The sequence below is a fragment of the Enterobacter sp. 168J2 genome, from assembly GCF_034107265.1.
Lineage (GTDB): Bacteria > Pseudomonadota > Gammaproteobacteria > Enterobacterales > Enterobacteriaceae > Enterobacter > Enterobacter nematophilus.
Window position 1 is genome coordinate 150595 of sequence record NZ_JAWNEB010000002.1, and the last position, 16676, is coordinate 167270.

The following is a 16676-nucleotide window of genomic DNA, read 5'->3' on the forward strand; positions in this document are numbered from 1 at the left end:
GATAACGATGACCATTGAGAAAATTTTCACCCCACAGGACGACGCGTTTTATGCGGTGATGACCCACGCGGCGGGGCCGCAGGGCGCGCTGCCGCTGACCCCGCAGATGCTGATGGAATCCCCCAGCGGCAACCTGTTCGGCATGACGCAGAACGCCGGAATGGGCTGGGACGCCAACAGGCTCACCGGGAAAGAGGTGCTGATCATCGGCACCCAGGGCGGCATCCGCGCCGGCGACGGACGTCCGGTTGCGCTGGGCTACCACACCGGACACTGGGAGATCGGCATGCAGATGCAGGCGGCGGCGAAGGAGATCACCCGCAGCGGCGGGATTCCGTTCGCCGCCTTCGTCAGCGATCCGTGCGACGGGCGCTCGCAGGGCACGTACGGCATGTTCGACTCCCTGCCGTACCGCAACGACGCGGCGATCGTGTTTCGCCGTCTGATCCGCTCCCTGCCGACGCGCCGGGCGGTGATCGGCGTCGCAACCTGCGATAAAGGGCTGCCCGCCACCATGATTGCCCTGGCCGCGATGCACGACCTGCCAACCATTCTGGTGCCGGGCGGGGCGACGCTGCCGCCGACCGTGGGGGAAGACGCGGGCAAGGTGCAGACCATCGGCGCGCGCTTTGCCAACCACGAGCTGTCATTACAGGAGGCCGCCGAGCTGGGCTGTCGCGCCTGCGCGTCGCCGGGCGGCGGTTGCCAGTTCCTCGGCACGGCGGGCACCTCGCAGGTGGTGGCGGAGGCGCTGGGCCTGGCGCTGCCGCACTCCGCGCTGGCCCCGTCCGGGCAGGCGGTGTGGCTGGAGATCGCCCGCCAGTCGGCGCGGGCGGTGAGCGAGCTGGACAACCGCGGCATCACCACGCGCGATATCCTCACCGATAAAGCCATCGAAAACGCCATGGTGATCCACGCGGCGTTCGGCGGCTCGACGAATTTACTGCTGCACATTCCGGCCATCGCCCACGCGGCGGGCTGCACGATCCCGGACGTTGAGCACTGGACGCGCGTCAACCGCAGGGTGCCGCGCCTGGTGAGCGTGCTGCCCAACGGCCCGGACTATCACCCGACCGTGCGCGCGTTCCTCGCGGGCGGCGTGCCGGAGGTGATGCTCCACCTGCGCGATCTCGGCCTGCTGCATCTGGACGCGATGACCGTGACCGGCCAGACGGTGGGCGAGAACCTCGACTGGTGGCAGAGCTCGGAGCGCCGGGCGCGCTTCCGCCAGTGCCTGCGCGAGCAGGACGGCGTGGAGCCGGACGACGTGATCCTCCCGCCGGAGAAGGCAAAAGCGAAAGGGCTGACCTCGACGGTCTGCTTCCCGACGGGCAACATCGCGCCGGAAGGATCGGTGATCAAGGCCACGGCGATCGACCCGTCGGTGGTGGGGGAAGATGGCGTTTACCGCCACACCGGCCGGGCGCGGGTGTTTGTTTCCGAAGCGCAGGCGATCAAGGCCATCAAGCGGGAAGAGATTCAGCGGGGCGATATTATGGTGGTGATCGGCGGCGGGCCGTCCGGCACCGGCATGGAAGAGACCTACCAGCTCACCTCCGCGCTGAAGCATATCTCGTGGGGCAAGACGGTGTCGTTAATCACCGATGCGCGCTTCTCGGGCGTGTCGACGGGCGCCTGCTTCGGCCACGTGTCGCCGGAGGCGCTGGCGGGCGGGCCGATTGGCAAGCTGCGCGATAACGATATCATCGAGATTGCCGTGGACCGCCTGACCCTTACGGGCAGCGTGAACTTTATCGGCACCGCGGACAACCCGATGACGCCGGAGGAGGGCGCGCGAGAGCTGGCGCGGCGGCAGACGCACCCGGACCTGCACGCTCACGACTTTTTGCCGGACGATACCCGGCTGTGGGCGGCATTGCAGTCGGTGAGCGGCGGCGCCTGGAAAGGCTGTATTTATGACACCGATAAAATCATTGAGGTAATTAACGCCGGTAAAAAAGCGCTCGGCATTTAATTATTTTCAGAGATAAAACTGTCTGCGGAAAATATTCCGCGGGCGGTTTCCCTATGTCTGTAATTTATTAATTTAAACAATTAGTTGCGATATATCGTTGGCGTCACAAAAGCAAAATAACATAATTAGGAAATAAGATATGACCATTGCTGGTTAATTGAACAGCTCATTACACTCCATTAACACGATGTTGTAATTCAGCACACTACATAAGGGTGTAATTCTGATGACGCAATTAACCATGAAAGACAAAATTGGCTACGGGCTGGGTGACACCGCCTGCGGCTTCGTCTGGCAGGCCACGATGTTCCTGCTGGCCTATTTCTACACCGACGTGTTTGGACTCTCCGCGGGCATTATGGGCACGCTTTTTTTGGTCTCCCGCGTGCTCGACGCCGTGACCGACCCGCTGATGGGGCTGCTGGTGGACCGCACCCGCACGCGGCACGGCCAGTTCCGCCCGTTCCTGCTGTGGGGCGCCATCCCGTTCGGCATCGTCTGCGTGCTGACCTTCTACACGCCGGATTTCTCCGCGCAGGGCAAAATCATCTACGCCTGCGTGACCTACATTCTTCTGACCCTGGTCTACACCTTCGTTAACGTGCCGTACTGCGCCATGCCGGGCGTCATCACCGCCGACCCGAAAGAGCGTCACGCCCTGCAGTCCTGGCGCTTCTTCCTGGCAGCGGCGGGCTCGCTCGCCATCAGCGGCATCGCGCTGCCGCTGGTGAGCATCATCGGCAAAGGGGACGAGCAGGTGGGCTATTTCGGCGCCATGTGCGTGCTGGGGCTGGTTGGCGTGGTGCTGCTCTACGTCTGCTTCTTCACCACCAAAGAGCGCTACACCTTTGAGGTACAGCCGGGCTCGTCGGTGGCGAAAGACCTTAAGCTGCTGCTGGGCAATAGCCAGTGGCGGATCATGTGCGCGTTCAAGATGATGGCGACCTGCTCCAACGTGGTGCGCGGCGGGGCGACGCTCTACTTCGTGAAATACGTGATGGATCACCCGGAGATGGCGACGCAGTTTTTACTCTACGGCAGCCTCGCCACCATGTTCGGCTCGCTCTGCTCCTCCCGCCTGCTGGGCCGCTTCGACCGCGTCACCGCCTTCAAGTGGATCATCGTCGCCTACTCGCTCATCAGCCTGCTGATTTTCTTCACCCCGGCGGAGCACATCGCGCTGATTTTCGCCCTCAACATCCTGTTCCTGTTCGTCTTTAACACCACCACGCCGCTGCAGTGGCTGATGGCCTCTGATGTGGTGGATTACGAGGAGAGCCGCAGCGGGCGCCGCCTCGACGGGCTGGTGTTCTCTACCTACCTGTTCAGCCTGAAGATTGGCCTGGCGATTGGCGGGGCGGTGGTGGGCTGGATCCTGGCGTACGTGAACTACTCCGCCAGCAGCAGCGTGCAGCCGGTCGAGGTGCTGACCACCATCAAAATTCTGTTCTGCGTGGTGCCGGTGGTGCTCTACGCGGGCATGTTCATCATGCTGTCGTTCTACAAGCTCACCGACGCCCGCGTGGAGGCCATCAGCCAGCAGCTGATCAAGCACCGCGCGGCGCAGGGCGAGGCCGTTCCCGACGCCGCGACAGCCGCATCCCATTAACCGGAGGCAATATGGAAATCACTAACCCAATCCTGACCGGCTTCAACCCGGACCCGTCCCTGTGCCGCCAGGGCGAGGACTACTACATCGCCACCTCGACCTTCGAGTGGTTCCCGGGCGTGCGCATCTACCACTCCCGCGACCTGAAAAACTGGTCGCTGGTCAGCACCCCGCTGGACCGCGTGTCGATGCTGGACATGAAGGGCAACCCGGACTCCGGCGGCATCTGGGCGCCGTGCCTGAGCTACGCCGACGGTAAATTCTGGCTGCTCTATACCGACGTGAAGATTGTCGACTCGCCGTGGAAAAACGGCCGCAACTTCCTCGTCACCGCGCCTTCCATCGAGGGTCCGTGGAGCGAGCCGATCCCGATGGGCAACGGCGGGTTCGACCCGTCCCTGTTCCACGACGACGATGGCCGCAAGTACTACCTCTACCGCCCGTGGGGGCCTCGCCACCACAGCAACCCGCACAACACCATCGTGATGCAGGAGTTTGACCCGCAGACCGGCACCCTCTCGCCCGAGCGCAAAACCCTGTTTACCGGCACGCCGCTCTGCTACACCGAAGGCGCGCACCTGTATCGCCACGCGGGATGGTACTACCTGATGGTCGCCGAGGGCGGGACCAGCTACGAGCACGCCGTCGTGGTGCTGCGTTCAAAAAATATCGACGGGCCATACGAGCTGCACCCGGACGTGACGATGATGACCAGCTGGCATCTGCCGGAGAACCCGCTGCAAAAAAGCGGCCACGGCTCGCTGCTGCAAACCCACACCGGAGAATGGTACATGGCCTACCTCACCAGCCGCCCGCTGCGCCTGCCCGGCGTGCCGCTGCTGGCCTCCGGCGGACGCGGCTACTGCCCGCTGGGGCGCGAGACCGGCATCGCCCGCATTACGTGGCGCGACGGCTGGCCGTACGTAGAAGGCGGCAAGCACGCGCAATTGACCGTGAAAGGCCCGCAGATGGCGGAGCAGCCCGCATCCGTTCAGGCGACCTGGCGGGACGATTTCGACGCCAGTTCGCTTGACCCGGAGCTGCAGACCCTGCGCATTCCGTTTGACGACACCCTCGGCTCGCTCACCGCGCGCCCGGGCTACTTACGGCTCTACGGCAACGACTCGCTCAACTCGACCTTCACCCAGTCGACCGTGGCGCGCCGCTGGCAGCACTTCACCTTCCGGGCGGAGACGAGGATGCAGTTCTCGCCGGTCCACTTCCAGCAGAGCGCGGGCCTGACCTGCTACTACAACAGCAAAAACTGGAGCTACTGCTTTGTGGACTACGAGGAGGGGCAGGGGAGAACCATCAAGGTGATCCAGCTCGACCACAACGTGCCGTCGTGGCCGCTGCACGAGCGGCCCGTTCCGGTGCCGGAGAGCGCGGAGAGCGTCTGGCTGCGGGTGGACGTGGATACGCTGGTCTACCGCTACAGCTACTCGTTCGACGGCGAGACGTGGCACGCCGTGCCGGTAACCTATGAGGCGTGGAAGCTGTCGGACGACTACATTGGCGGGCGCGGCTTCTTCACCGGCGCGTTTGTGGGGCTGCACTGCGAGGACATCAGCGGCGACGGCTGCCACGCGGACTTCGACTACTTCACCTACGAGCCGGCATAGCCCAGCGCGCGTGAGAGCTCGAGCCCGGCCTGCTGAAGCTGCTCGCGGAAGCGGGCCAGCTCGGCATCGTCCACGCGGGAGGTCAGCGTCGACAGGCTCAGGGCGGCGATAATGCGGGATTCATGGTTCCACACCGGCACCGCCACGCAGCGCACGCCCTGCTCGTTCTCTTCGCTGTCCAGGGCAAAACCCTGCTCGCGGGTCTGCGCCAGGGCTGCCATTAACGCTTCACGAGTGGCGAGGGTCGCGGGCGTAAAGGTGGTGTACTGATAGCCCTCCAGCAGGGCGTTCAGCTCGGCCTCGCCCAGCCACGCAATCAACACCTTGCCGATGGCGGTGGCGTGAACCGGCAGGCGGCGGCCAATGCGCGAATAGGCGATGGCGGCCAGCTTGCCTTCAATCTTCTCGATATAGACCCCTTCACGTCCGTCCAGGATCCCCAGATGGGTGGTCTGCCCGGTCCGCCGGGACAGCTCCGTCAGCCAGCCTTTCGCCTTCTGACGAATATCGATGGAGCCCACGACGAAATGGCCGCGCTCGACCAGCTTCATGCCGAGGCGATACTTACCGTTCTCCGGGTTCTGATCGATATAGCCGTGAAGCTGCAGGGTTTTCAGCAGCGAGTGGAGGGTACTCTTGCTCAGCCCCATCAGTTTGCTGATGTCGGTGATCTTAAGCTCGGTGGCCTGCTCGTTGAACAGGTCGAGGATCTGCAACGCACGTTCAACAGACTGAATAATCGGCATAATGCTGGCATGTCCACGCTGGAATTAAGGCGAAAACGTACCTTTTTCGGGGTGAAAAATCAATGAAATGGAGCCGATGTTCTCCCTCTCCCTGTGGGAGAGGGCCGGGGTGAGGGCACCAGCGCGCAGAGGACCCAATCACTCCCCAAGCGTCGCCACCATCACCGCCTTAATCGTATGCATCCGGTTTTCCGCCTGGTCGAACACGATGCTCGCCGCCGACTCAAACACCTCGTCCGTCACTTCCATCCCGCCGTGCAGATCGAACTCTTTAGCCATCTGCTTGCCGAGCGTGGTCTGGTCGTCATGAAACGCAGGCAGACAGTGCAGGAACTTCACGTCCGGGTTGCCGGTCAGCGCCATCATCTGCGCGTTCACCTGATACCCGCGCAGCAGCGCAATCCGCTCCGCCCACTTCTCTTTGGCTTCGCCCATCGACACCCACACGTCGGTATAGATAAAGTCCGCGCCCTTCACGCCCGCCGCCACGTCTTCCGTCAGGGTGATTTTCCCGCCGTGCTTCTCCGCCAGCGCGCTGCACTCCGCCACCAGGCTCTCTTCCGGCCAGCAGGCCTTCGGAGCCACCAGGCGCAGATCCAGCCCGGTCAGCGCCGCGGCTTCCAGCATCGAGTTGCCCATGTTGTTGCGCGCGTCGCCCGCGTAGACCAGCGTCATCTCGTTAAACGCCTTGCCCGGCAGGTGCTCCTGCATGGTCAGCAGGTCCGCCAGCAGTTGGGTCGGGTGGAACTCGTTGGTCAGCCCGTTCCACACCGGCACGCCCGCATACTGCGCCAGCGTTTCGACCACTTCCTGGCCGTGGCCGCGATACTGAATGCCGTCGTACATCCGCCCGAGCACCCGCGCGGTGTCCTTAATTGACTCTTTATGCCCAATCTGGCTGCCGCTCGGCCCTAAATAAGTTACGCGCGCGCCCTGGTCAAATGCGGCAACTTCGAAAGAGCAACGTGTACGGGTCGAGTCTTTTTCGAAGATGAGCGCGATGTTTTTACCGGTAAGCTTCTGTACTTCCTTGCCATTTTTTTTATCGGCTTTGAGCTGTGCGGCAAGGGTCAGCAGAGAGGTAAACTGTGCAGGGGTAAAGTCGAGCAGTTTCAGAAAGTGTTTTTTGTATAAATCGGACATTTTATCCTCGCATGGCGAACGCCACTTATTGAATTAAAATTCACTTTATATGTGTAATTATTCATTTGCAACCCCGTTTCACAAATCTTTCCAACAAAGGTGGAGGCAAACCCGTCCGTGTGTGAAAATAGAAGTATCTGCCGCACTTTAAAGAGGATTGAGCCATGGCAAACCCGGAATTACTGGAAGAGCAACGCGAAGAGACGCGTCTGATTATTGAAGAGCTGCTGGAAGACGGTAGCGATCCGGACGCGCTGTACACCATCGAGCACCATTTCTCTGCGGATGATTTCGACGCGCTGGAAAAAATGGCCGTGGAAGCCTTCAAGCTGGGTTACGAAGTGACCGAGCCGGAAGAGCTGGAAGTGGAAGAGGGCGACACCGTCATCTGCTGCGACATCCTGAGCGAGGGCGCGCTGAAGGCGGAGCTGATCGACGCGCAGGTAGAACAGCTGATGAACCTGGCCGAGAAGTTTGACGTGGAATACGACGGCTGGGGAACCTACTTCGAAGATCCGAACGGTGAAGACGGCGAAGAAGGCGACGACGAAGATTACGTCGACGAAGACGACGACGGCGTGCGTCACTAAGCGTTTCAGGCGGTGGCATGCGCCACCGCTTTTTCAAGGCAGAACCATGGATTACCCGCAGATACTCGCCCCCGTACTCAACTTTCTCCAGTGCCCGACCCCGCAAGCATGGATTGATAAAGCCCGCGACCCGGCGAACCTGCCGCTGCTGCTCACCGACCACATGGTGTGCGAGCTCAAGGCCGCCCAGACCGCGCTGCTGCTGGTGCGTAAATACGTCGCCGACGAAAGCGGTGCCGACGCGCTGCTCGACTGGCTCAAACCCTACGAACAGTTCACCTTTCGCGACGGTCCGGAGCCGGACTTCATCGCCCTGCACAGGCAGATTGGCAAAAGCGTGATGCCCAAAACCGACGACCCGTGGGGCCAGGCGCTCATCGACAGCATGGTGCTGCTGATCAAAGAGGAGCTGCACCACTTCTGGCAGGTGCGCGAGGCGATGCTGGCCCGCGACATTCCGTACGTCAAAATCACCGCCAGCCGCTACGCCAAAGGGATGCTGAAGGAAGTGCGCACCCACGAACCGCTGACGCTGATCGACAAGCTCATCTGCGGCGCGTACATCGAAGCCCGCTCCTGTGAACGCTTCGCCGCGCTGGCCCCGTTCCTCGACGACGACCTGCAGAAGTTCTATCTCTCGCTGCTGCGCTCGGAAGCGCGCCACTATCAGGACTACCTGACGCTGGCCCAGCAGGTAAGCGACGACGATATCTCACCGCGCATACAGCTTTTTGGCGAAATTGAAGCCACACTTATCTCGACACCGGACAACGAGTTTCGCTTCCACAGCGGCGTGCCGGTGTAAACCGGCATAACGCAAGGATAAGGATGCGAGATGAAAAAAACGTGGATCAGTACGGTCATTGTTATTGTCGCGGCCGCCGCCGTGGCGTTCTGGGTGTTTTTCGACAGGCAGCGCGCTCCGGAACGGCAGATGGATTCCGCCCTTAACGCGATGCCCGCCTGGCAGGTGATTAAGGAGCAGGAGCCTGTGCTGCACCAGCGCATCCTCGACCAGATGGCCGCCCTGCAAAAAGCGGGCGAGCCGGAGCAGCACATCATCGACACCATCCAGCCGCAGATCCTGCATCTGCAGATGTCGCGCCTGCAAAACGCCCCGGACGCCAACGTGGTGAACTACATGACCATCAACATGGAGCAGACCGCCGCCATCCAGAAGGTGAGCGACGACGCCTGCTTCCGCTTCCTCTACCCGACGGTGAAGGGCGGCGTGAACCCGATGCGCATGCTGGATAAAGACCTGATGGCGCGGCGCATGCAGGCCGACGCCGACATGATGCGCGCGGCCTACGGCAAAAACCGCCACACCGTGACGCCTGCCGAACGCGAGGCCGCTGTCGAGGACGTACGGCCGATTATGAAGGAACTTGCCGATAAGTACGGCGAGGACATCCAGCTGCTGCAGATGCCGGAGAAGGCGGCGGGCAAAGAGAAGCTCTCCTGCGATATGGTGCAGGAGATGTGGGCGAAGGTGCTGGCGCTGCCGGAGCAGAAGGCGGCGGGGGTGATTCGTCTGGCGGTGTCTGAGCTGGAGTGACGAAGTGCGCTGGTTTTTTGGGCACTTAGCGCGGGTTTAGCGCGTCGTCGCTTGCATGGCGGCGCGCGACAGGTATAATCCACAACGTTTCCGCATCCCCTTCAGTGCCGAAGTGGCGAAATCGGTAGACGCAGTTGATTCAAAATCAACCGTAGAAATACGTGCCGGTTCGAGTCCGGCCTTCGGCACCATTAGTACTTCCAAGACCATCCGAGAAAGTCCAGTTATCCCTTTAAAATCAATGTTTGCAGCGATTTTTACGTCCTGAGTCGTCCGAGGTTGTCCGTTGAAATCCGGATGTCATTGGGGGCATAATTGGGGGCATCTTAACTTCGATTAGAAATATGCCCCCAAATGAAGCTCAACGCCAGACAGGTCGAGACCGCAAAGCCAAAAGACAAAACCTACAAAATGGCCGATGGTGGCGGTTTGTATCTCGAGGTTTCGGCCAAGGGTTCTAAATACTGGCGCATGAAATACAGACGGCCCTCTGACAAAAAAGAGGATCGCCTCGCTTTTGGTGTTTGGCCTACGGTGACGCTTGCTCAGGCAAGAGCAAAACGCGATGAAGCTAAAAAACTGTTAGTACAGGGTATTGACCCAAAAGCCGAACAGAAAGAAGCTCAGGCCGAGAATTCAGGGGCATATACTTTCGAAACCATTGCTCGCGAATGGCACGCCAGTAACAAGCGATGGAGTGAAGACCATCGATCGCGCGTTCTTCGCTATCTTGAGCTTTATATCTTCCCTCATATCGGTTCGTCCGACATTCGCCAGCTCAAAACCAGCAACCTGCTATCCCCGATTAAAAAAGTTGATGCCAGTGGTAAACACGACGTCGCTCAGCGCCTGCAACAGCGCGTTACGGCCATTATGCGTTATGCCGTACAGAACGATTACATCGACTCAAATCCAGCCAGTGATATGGCCGGTGCGCTTTCTACAACCAAAGCGCGACATTACCCCGCTTTACCCTCTAGCCGCTTCCCTGAGTTTCTTGCTCGTCTTGCTGCATATCGTGGCCGCATAATGACACGGATCGCGGTCGAGCTTTCCTTACTGACCTTTGTGCGCTCCAGTGAACTACGTTTTGCGCGCTGGGATGAATTCGACTTCGATAAATCTCTTTGGCGTATACCTGCAAAGCGTGAAGAAATTAAAGGCGTTCGTTACTCGTATCGTGGCATGAAGATGAAAGAGGAGCATATAGTTCCTCTTAGTCGACAGGCGATGATTTTGTTAGAGCAGCTTAAGCAGATTAGTGGTGATAAAGAGCTACTTTTTCCAGGGGATCATGACGCAACAAAGGTTATGAGTGAAAACACAGTGAACAGCGCTTTACGTGCAATGGGCTATGACACGAAAACCGAAGTCTGTGGGCATGGGTTTAGGACGATGGCGCGTGGTGCATTGGGTGAGTCAGGGTTATGGAGCGATGACGCGATAGAAAGGCAGCTGAGTCATTCAGAACGAAATAGTGTGCGTGCGGCATATATTCATACGTCTGAACACTTGGATGAACGTCGATTGATGGTTCAATGGTGGTCTGATTATATAGATGCAACTAAGAAACAAATGATTACTCCTTATGAGTTTGCTAAAAAAACTTAATTTAAAATAGAATAAACAGGCAACATAGTTGCCTGTTTAGTATTTTAAATTCGATTTCTGTTTTGTACTCTTGGCTGAACTCTTTGCTGGATGGTCTGGTAAATATTTACATTCTCAGTATGCGTGAGCTCGACTACAATCGCATAACGTTGTTGCTGAATAAAATCAGCCCAACCGGCTTGGCAACGTACAACAAGATGGTACGTATTTCCATAATTCTCTATGGCATTATCATAACTGACCGAAGCCGATTGTATTGTTGCAAAATCCCTAGAATTTGCGCCTGGCTTTAGATCACAATTATATTTATTAGGCATTTCAGAGATAGCATCACCTTCCTCTTTTACTTTGAAAAAGTTGAATACATCGTCGGCAGTTTTACCTCTTATTAACCTGAAGTTCATTTCACAGCCAAGATAATCTTTTCTTGTATGTCTAACCGGTGGGTCAAAGGCAAGTGTAATACTGATGTTTTTTTTACCTTTGGTGTTCTTGAAGTTATCTGGAATTGGTATTTCATATACAGCGAAATAATCAGGCTGTAAAACATCTTGAGAGTATAATACTACTCGATTATCTTCGGATGAGATTAAATTTTTTACTCTTACCAATCCTTTTCCATAGATGTTATTTTTGGATTTTCCATCAAGTAAATTAATGCGCTGTTGATTCTCTAAAGGATGAGAAGAGGCGTTTACTAACAAGGCTCTCAGTAAGTTAGCCGTACTATTTGGTATTTGTTTCAACAATAATGCAGCCTTATTAGCTACCATAGGCGCCGCAACTGATGTACCAGAGGAAGCTGTAAAAAGACTATTTAAAAATTTATTGTTTAAACTTAATATGCCGGATTCAGGAATATCTCCACCAGGCCTTATATTATGTATGGCTGTGTCGTAAAGCGCAGTTCCGCCGTAATCTACTAAGTCGGGTTTACACATTCCTAAAATCCCCGGCCCAGATCTGGTAAAAATCGAAGGCTCATCCATTCTTGCGGTAGGGATGACTCCAACATATTCTGCTAGATCAGGAGGTAATCCATCTCCATGAGATAAGGAACCTACCGTTAATACATTCACTGCACCTGCGGGTTCAAGAAATCTATTTCTCTTTTCTATTAAATAGTTTGGATATTCAGAAATTGCATCCTCTGGTTCTGCCCCCCAAGAAGAACCATTTCCAGCGGAAACTATAATCAATATATCAAGATCTCTAGCTAAGTCATCGAGAATTGAAGCCCATTGCCCATTTCGATCACCCTTGAAAGGAGCTTTAGGATCACCGAGTGAAATATTGAATATCCTACAATTAAAGTCATGATGGAGCTGTCTAATTGCTTGCGACATTAATTTGGGAATTACTACATCGTCTGGAAAACGTCCTTTATCATCTACAACTTTAGCCGAGCATATTCTAGCGTAACGAATCAGTTGGTTCTGAGCCAGTTGATGTCGTAAGTCTCCAAAAACTGCAACTCCCGCAACCGAAGTGCCATGTCCCCAAGAGTCTTGACCAGCATCATTTAGGTAAGACACGGTTCCGACAATTACGTTATCTAAAAAAGGATGATTGTTTAATCCACTGTCAATTATACCTATAACTGGCAAATCTTCATATGCATTAATGGGTTGTGGTGTGTCATCTAATTCAAATTTAAAGTATTTTTTGGTCTCCATATCTGGCATGGGGGGTAAGTCAATGGTATAGACTTCTGGTATTTCTAATACTAATTTTAATGCGGATATATTACACCGTGCCCTCAATAAGGAAATTGAGGGGCCAATATAGGAATCTAGAAAATCTCCACCATTATTAACAATAAGGTTTTTAATGGTTTCAATTTTCGCTTCTCTTTCTATTCTTCCTCCAAAATCCCATAATTCAATATCGACAATGTAATTTTCCATTTCATCGAAATCATTTATGGCATTAAAACCAGATTCTTTAAAACGGATTCCTATTCTGTCTGTACTTGTAATGGTTTCAATTGAAATTAAATTACCTACGAAATTATTGTAGGATGGGTTCTTTTGTTTTGCGGGTATAGGCCCTGAGTAGGCATTAATTCTGTCTTTTAAATCGGCCAGTGAATCGTTAGAAGAAAATAATACTAAAGTTTTATCATCGTCGTGAGATAGAACCTGTAACCCAAGCCTTAACCAGTCTTCATCGGCAGCAGACCCATCATATTTAACCTTCATGATCAATGATGGATCAATGTTTCCAGGAATACGTTTACTTCGAACATATGCAACTGTACTATCAATTTGATGAATTAAAGATGTTCCATGTATTGTTCTTTCCTGAGAGTTACGTTTTGGAGCTGAACCATATCCCGGTTTTTTTCTTCTTTCTAATTGCTGAGGAATTTTAACAAGTCGTAAATGTTCATACTCTGCCATATAAGACTCCATGTATATTATCGCATTTGTTCAACACCACTATTTCTTCGATGTTCATCATTTATCGCATCGACAAAATAACGCTCATTCAAAACTTTATGTTTTCCAATAATCATTGATTTTATTGCTTGATTAAGCACTCTCTCTAGACTTGAAAAACTCATTTTTTCTAACTTATAAACATAATTATCTGGATTAAAATCATATTTAATATTTTTTAATCTGCTTTTTAAAAATCTCCTAATCATTCCTTTATCAGGGTTTTTAAACCATATGACTTCATCAAAACGTCTCCATACAGCTGGATCAATGCTTTTATCTAAGTTGGTGGCTGCAATCATAAAACCTTTAGGTGATAACCTTTCAATAAATAATAGCAAGCTGTTCACAACTCGTTTAAGTTCATTGTGTTCATTGCTATCTTCTCTAGAGCGAGCAATAGCATCAAACTCATCCAAAAAAAGAACGCAAGGCTTATTGTTGGCGAACTCAAAAATTGAGCGTATATTGGTCGCAGTTTCGCCTAAATATGATGACATCAATTTATCTAATTTTACGATAAACATAGGCAAGCCTAACGTGGATGCAAACACTTCTGCTGTTAGAGTCTTACCACAGCCGGGAGGCCCGCAAAAAAGAAGTTTCGTGCGTAATGATAGACCATTCTTCCGAATAGCTTCAGCAAAACGATACTCCTCTATTAACCCTTTAAGGATTCTAACGTTATCGAAAGATAAAACTAAATCTTTATGGAAATGGCTTGGTTCAACTCGTTCCACAAAATCATTAGTGGCCTCGTTCATGGGAGAGAATCGTTCCAATCCTTTTAATGAGTAATTCGAACCTACAGCTCGGCTATTTTCAAGCGTCCTTCTTAGGCTATTAGCCAAAACTTTATTATTCTTTTTTTCTTCTTCATTTATGATTCGTTCAGCAACAGAACGAAATTCATCATCATTACCGTAGCTAGCCAAAAGTTTCTTCATTAATTCGCCTCTGGCCATCTCCAATCCTTCTTAATAGTGTGAAATAGTAATCGGCTCGTTACATCAAATGCTCTACACATGAGTAACAAGGCTAAGAGTATACCACCAAGTTAAAGATACCTATCAACCACTTTGCGCGCGCAGCCCCGCCCGCCTGCCCGCTTCGCTTAACAGACTGGTTTTCATGCACCCCGTAAATCGTCTCAGAAGCTGCCGCACAAGGGCTTTCGCGTCAAAAATGGCGCATGATACTCATGCGTTTTCATGCGCCATAGACATGCACTAACGCGCTCTCAGGCCAGCCAGGGAAAAGGCGTAAAAAATCCCGGTACTGGACCGGGATTACGTGGGCGTTTTTTGCTAATCAGACAGGGATTTGCTGACGGCCTGACAGCTTTGACGCGGAGCCATAGCGATTGAGCGTTCTCTGCTGCTTTTCAGGTTGCTCCGGTTCGACTGGTACATTTTCATTGCGCCGGGGCTTCATAATTATCGTATCCACACTTTCGAGTGCGGTAAATGTGCAGGAACATTCCAGGTTCTGGCACTGATACCATGAGCGTTTAACCGATGGTGCTTCATAGGCGGAGGTTCTGGCGTGTGCCGTCGTACCGCATTCGGGACATTTAAGTGCCATTAATATCACTCCTGCATATCGTTAATGTCATTCAGGCGTTGCTGAAAGCGCAGATGTTGTGCCGGAGTGTAAGTACCCTGGCAGTCACGAACCATCTTGGGGTCAGGCATCACACCGGATTCATCCAGAATCTCACGATAATCCCCGGCGATTTCAGGCGGTGTTATTGCGAGCTGGCGAACCAGGGCACTGCGTAACATACGGGACGCAACGTCAACCCCTCCACGCCCCTTAAGAAACGGAGCCAGTGCAGATGTCAGGGCTGCTCCATTCGCCTGCATAAAACTGCTGAGAGCGTCTTCTGTGCAGGCCTCCATCAGCAGATGCTGCGAGTACATACACTCACGCGCAGCGCAGTTAATCTGCCATTTCAGCACATCCAGTCGTTCCCGCAGTAACCCGAGCTGTCGGGCATAATCTGCTGGTTTTTCCGTGGCAGTGAGGAGAGATTCTATCTGTTGTTCAGCGGCTTTTCGGCTCTCACTATGTCCAGCCCACAGAATACGGGCGTTTCGAAAACTGGTAAGCGCCTGCGCAGGAGTGGCCCGGGCCGTCATACTGATTTCTCCTTCTCAGCCCGTTCCTGACGAACCTTCATTTTATGAATAGCTGCCGGAGAGGGTTGATTACTGAAATCCAGACGGGCCGCATAATCCGGTGCAACGCCCGCCAGTTTAAACACAGGGTCCTGTTCCGGCATCGCAGCGTTAGTAAGAGCCGGTCTGGTGATATGTTTGTGAATAAAGTCTTTCAGTACTGTGTCCGAGTCATTAACTGAATTCACCACACCCACAACGGCACTGGCTTCCCGCCCCATTGTGGTTTTGAGCAAGCTCAGTGTCTGGATTAACACTTTACCATGCGACTGCATGAAGTCTTCCCAGATTTGCTTTGCGCGAATTTCCACAAGGGTGTTGTGCGCGCTGATGTACTGTCCGGCTAATTTCCCGGCTTCCTGCGGTAATAAGGCATTTTCGCTTTCCTGAGCTACCAGCAGTTCATCAAAATCCTCAAGCGTTTCACGCCCCAGCGCAATTTCCGTACGCAGTTTTTTCATTTCCTTTGAGACTACACCCTGACTTTCACGAAACAGCGTGCGCCACTCCTCATTCAGGGCGTTTGTCGTGGCTTCCATTTCAGCGCGGCGCTGGCGGATTGTCGCAATATTATCCGCTGCCGCTTTCTGCTGACGACGTGCTTCAAGCCATGCAGATTTGGTGGCATTCACTTTCTCAAGCGCCTTTAACGTCGCTGCAGGGATAGATATGTCAGGAGTTTGGTTATTATTTTGTTCTGGGATAGTCATGTCAGCACCTTGTTGTTTGTCTTGGTGTCAATTGTGCTGTCATGGATACAAAGCTGCCATTGAACGTCATTGTGCGAGCGACAAGACAAAGACTTCTTTTGGCTAGCCAGGAAAGGCCTCATTTAACTGAATCTGTTTCAGTCTTACTTTAACTATTCACTACTATTCACTTGAGTAAAAAAATAGAAAATACAGTAAGTTAAAATGTGAAGGGTTGACAGGGTAGTATTCATCGACTGTTCATAACTGTTCACATAAGAATGAAGTTATTTATGGTATTTTTTCATAATGGATGGTTTTTTATTCCTCATAGCTATTTGTTTTTTGCTCCTCACCACTATTCATCCTTATTCAGTAGTATTCGATAGGCACTGAAATAGTCTGCCTGTTATTGCCGGGAATTAACAGTTTCGCCTCTGGATATGGTGTTGCATTTCATACTTATTTTTATAAAACTAGAGCTACCCGGTTCTTTATGGATTTATTTGGAT

15 protein-coding genes and 1 tRNA gene are annotated in these 16676 nt (G+C 53.5%); 8 read left to right on the top strand and 8 right to left on the bottom strand.

The genetic code is table 11. From position 1 onward, the window contains the following. Positions 1 to 7 precede the first annotated feature (7 nt). From yagF to USG84_RS08805, 3 genes are all read left to right on the top strand, one after another. The gene (yagF, locus tag USG84_RS08795) at positions 8 to 1975 is read left to right on the top strand and encodes a xylonate dehydratase YagF (RefSeq protein WP_253540478.1); all 1968 of its coding nucleotides are present in this window, start codon (positions 8 to 10) and stop codon (positions 1973 to 1975) included. A gap of 226 nt (positions 1976 to 2201) precedes the next feature. Next, positions 2202 to 3584 carry an MFS transporter gene (locus USG84_RS08800; protein ID WP_253540479.1) on the top strand — a complete coding sequence of 461 codons (1383 nt, stop codon included), beginning with the start codon at positions 2202 to 2204 and terminating at the stop codon, positions 3582 to 3584. 11 nt (positions 3585 to 3595) lie between these two features. Next, positions 3596 to 5206, top strand: coding sequence for a glycoside hydrolase family 43 protein (locus USG84_RS08805; protein WP_151413368.1), 1611 nt, complete (start codon positions 3596 to 3598; stop codon positions 5204 to 5206). Here USG84_RS08805 and xynR read toward each other — a convergent pair. The 3 genes from xynR to argL form a co-directional block, all read right to left on the bottom strand. After that, a complete protein-coding gene (xynR, locus tag USG84_RS08810) occupies positions 5191 to 5952 on the bottom strand; it encodes a DNA-binding transcriptional repressor XynR (protein ID WP_151413367.1) in 762 nt (253 codons plus the stop codon). The genes USG84_RS08805 and xynR overlap by 16 nt on opposite strands. Before the next feature lie 138 nt (positions 5953 to 6090). Next, entirely contained in the window at positions 6091 to 7095 is a 1005-nt protein-coding gene (gene argF, locus USG84_RS08815; RefSeq protein ID WP_010427327.1) for an ornithine carbamoyltransferase, read from the bottom strand. Next, positions 7065 to 7160, bottom strand: coding sequence for a putative translational regulatory protein ArgL (gene argL, locus USG84_RS08820; RefSeq protein WP_211180486.1), 96 nt, complete (start codon positions 7158 to 7160; stop codon positions 7065 to 7067). The genes argF and argL overlap by 31 nt, the downstream gene beginning before the upstream one ends. Positions 7161 to 7259: 99 nt before the next feature. Here argL and rraB point away from each other — a divergent pair, with 99 nt between their 5' ends. The 5 genes from rraB (at position 7260) to USG84_RS08845 (ending at position 10854) form a co-directional block, all read left to right on the top strand. Beyond that, positions 7260 to 7685 carry a ribonuclease E inhibitor RraB gene (gene rraB / locus USG84_RS08825; RefSeq protein WP_008501374.1) on the top strand — a complete coding sequence of 142 codons (426 nt, stop codon included), beginning with the start codon at positions 7260 to 7262 and terminating at the stop codon, positions 7683 to 7685. A gap of 46 nt (positions 7686 to 7731) precedes the next feature. Further along, entirely contained in the window at positions 7732 to 8490 is a 759-nt protein-coding gene (gene miaE / locus USG84_RS08830) for a tRNA isopentenyl-2-thiomethyl-A-37 hydroxylase MiaE (protein ID WP_023324078.1), read from the top strand. A gap of 30 nt (positions 8491 to 8520) precedes the next feature. Continuing rightward, positions 8521 to 9243, top strand: a complete 723-nt coding sequence (locus USG84_RS08835; protein ID WP_151413366.1) for a topoisomerase II — start codon at positions 8521 to 8523, stop codon at positions 9241 to 9243. 106 nt (positions 9244 to 9349) lie between these two features. Continuing rightward, a tRNA-Leu gene (locus tag USG84_RS08840) sits at positions 9350 to 9434 on the top strand. A gap of 163 nt (positions 9435 to 9597) precedes the next feature. Then, on the top strand, positions 9598 to 10854 hold the full coding sequence (locus USG84_RS08845) for a tyrosine-type recombinase/integrase (protein ID WP_039024020.1): 1257 nt from the start codon (positions 9598 to 9600) through the stop codon (positions 10852 to 10854). A 44-nt stretch (positions 10855 to 10898) separates the two neighbouring features. On the opposite strand, the gene USG84_RS08850 is transcribed toward USG84_RS08845, so the two are convergent. From USG84_RS08850 to USG84_RS08870, 5 genes are all read right to left on the bottom strand, one after another. Then, positions 10899 to 13256, bottom strand: a complete 2358-nt coding sequence (locus USG84_RS08850) for a S8 family peptidase (RefSeq protein ID WP_320738240.1) — start codon at positions 13254 to 13256, stop codon at positions 10899 to 10901. A 17-nt stretch (positions 13257 to 13273) separates the two neighbouring features. Beyond that, entirely contained in the window at positions 13274 to 14260 is a 987-nt protein-coding gene (locus tag USG84_RS08855) for an AAA family ATPase (protein ID WP_039024018.1), read from the bottom strand. 346 nt (positions 14261 to 14606) lie between these two features. Continuing rightward, a complete protein-coding gene (locus tag USG84_RS08860; RefSeq protein WP_048276941.1) occupies positions 14607 to 14879 on the bottom strand; it encodes an ogr/Delta-like zinc finger family protein in 273 nt (90 codons plus the stop codon). A gap of 5 nt (positions 14880 to 14884) precedes the next feature. Further along, positions 14885 to 15436 (bottom strand): phage polarity suppression protein, encoded by a 552-nt coding sequence (locus USG84_RS08865; RefSeq protein ID WP_021567517.1) that lies wholly within the window; start codon positions 15434 to 15436, stop codon positions 14885 to 14887. Next, positions 15433 to 16185: a septation initiation protein gene (locus USG84_RS08870; protein ID WP_060628128.1), complete on the bottom strand. Its 753-nt coding sequence runs from the start codon at positions 16183 to 16185 to the stop codon at positions 15433 to 15435. Before USG84_RS08870 ends, USG84_RS08865 begins: the two co-directional genes overlap by 4 nt. Positions 16186 to 16676: the final 491 nt, after the last annotated feature.

Bases quoted from the DNA above. Each gene is read 5' to 3' on its own strand.
- yagF (WP_253540478.1), top strand. From the start codon at position 8: ATGACCATTGAGAAAATTTTCACCCCACAGGACGACGCGTTTTATGCG.
- USG84_RS08800 (WP_253540479.1), top strand. From the start codon at position 2,202: ATGACGCAATTAACCATGAAAGACAAAATTGGCTACGGGCTGGGTGAC.
- USG84_RS08805 (WP_151413368.1), top strand. From the start codon at position 3,596: ATGGAAATCACTAACCCAATCCTGACCGGCTTCAACCCGGACCCGTCC.
- xynR (WP_151413367.1), bottom strand. From the start codon at position 5,952: ATGCCGATTATTCAGTCTGTTGAACGTGCGTTGCAGATCCTCGACCTG.
- argF (WP_010427327.1), bottom strand. From the start codon at position 7,095: ATGTCCGATTTATACAAAAAACACTTTCTGAAACTGCTCGACTTTACC.
- argL (WP_211180486.1), bottom strand. From the start codon at position 7,160: ATGAATAATTACACATATAAAGTGAATTTTAATTCAATAAGTGGCGTT.
- rraB (WP_008501374.1), top strand. From the start codon at position 7,260: ATGGCAAACCCGGAATTACTGGAAGAGCAACGCGAAGAGACGCGTCTG.
- miaE (WP_023324078.1), top strand. From the start codon at position 7,732: ATGGATTACCCGCAGATACTCGCCCCCGTACTCAACTTTCTCCAGTGC.
- USG84_RS08835 (WP_151413366.1), top strand. From the start codon at position 8,521: ATGAAAAAAACGTGGATCAGTACGGTCATTGTTATTGTCGCGGCCGCC.
- USG84_RS08845 (WP_039024020.1), top strand. From the start codon at position 9,598: ATGAAGCTCAACGCCAGACAGGTCGAGACCGCAAAGCCAAAAGACAAA.
- USG84_RS08850 (WP_320738240.1), bottom strand. From the start codon at position 13,256: ATGGCAGAGTATGAACATTTACGACTTGTTAAAATTCCTCAGCAATTA.
- USG84_RS08855 (WP_039024018.1), bottom strand. From the start codon at position 14,260: ATGGCCAGAGGCGAATTAATGAAGAAACTTTTGGCTAGCTACGGTAAT.
- USG84_RS08860 (WP_048276941.1), bottom strand. From the start codon at position 14,879: ATGGCACTTAAATGTCCCGAATGCGGTACGACGGCACACGCCAGAACC.
- USG84_RS08865 (WP_021567517.1), bottom strand. From the start codon at position 15,436: ATGACGGCCCGGGCCACTCCTGCGCAGGCGCTTACCAGTTTTCGAAAC.
- USG84_RS08870 (WP_060628128.1), bottom strand. From the start codon at position 16,185: ATGACTATCCCAGAACAAAATAATAACCAAACTCCTGACATATCTATC.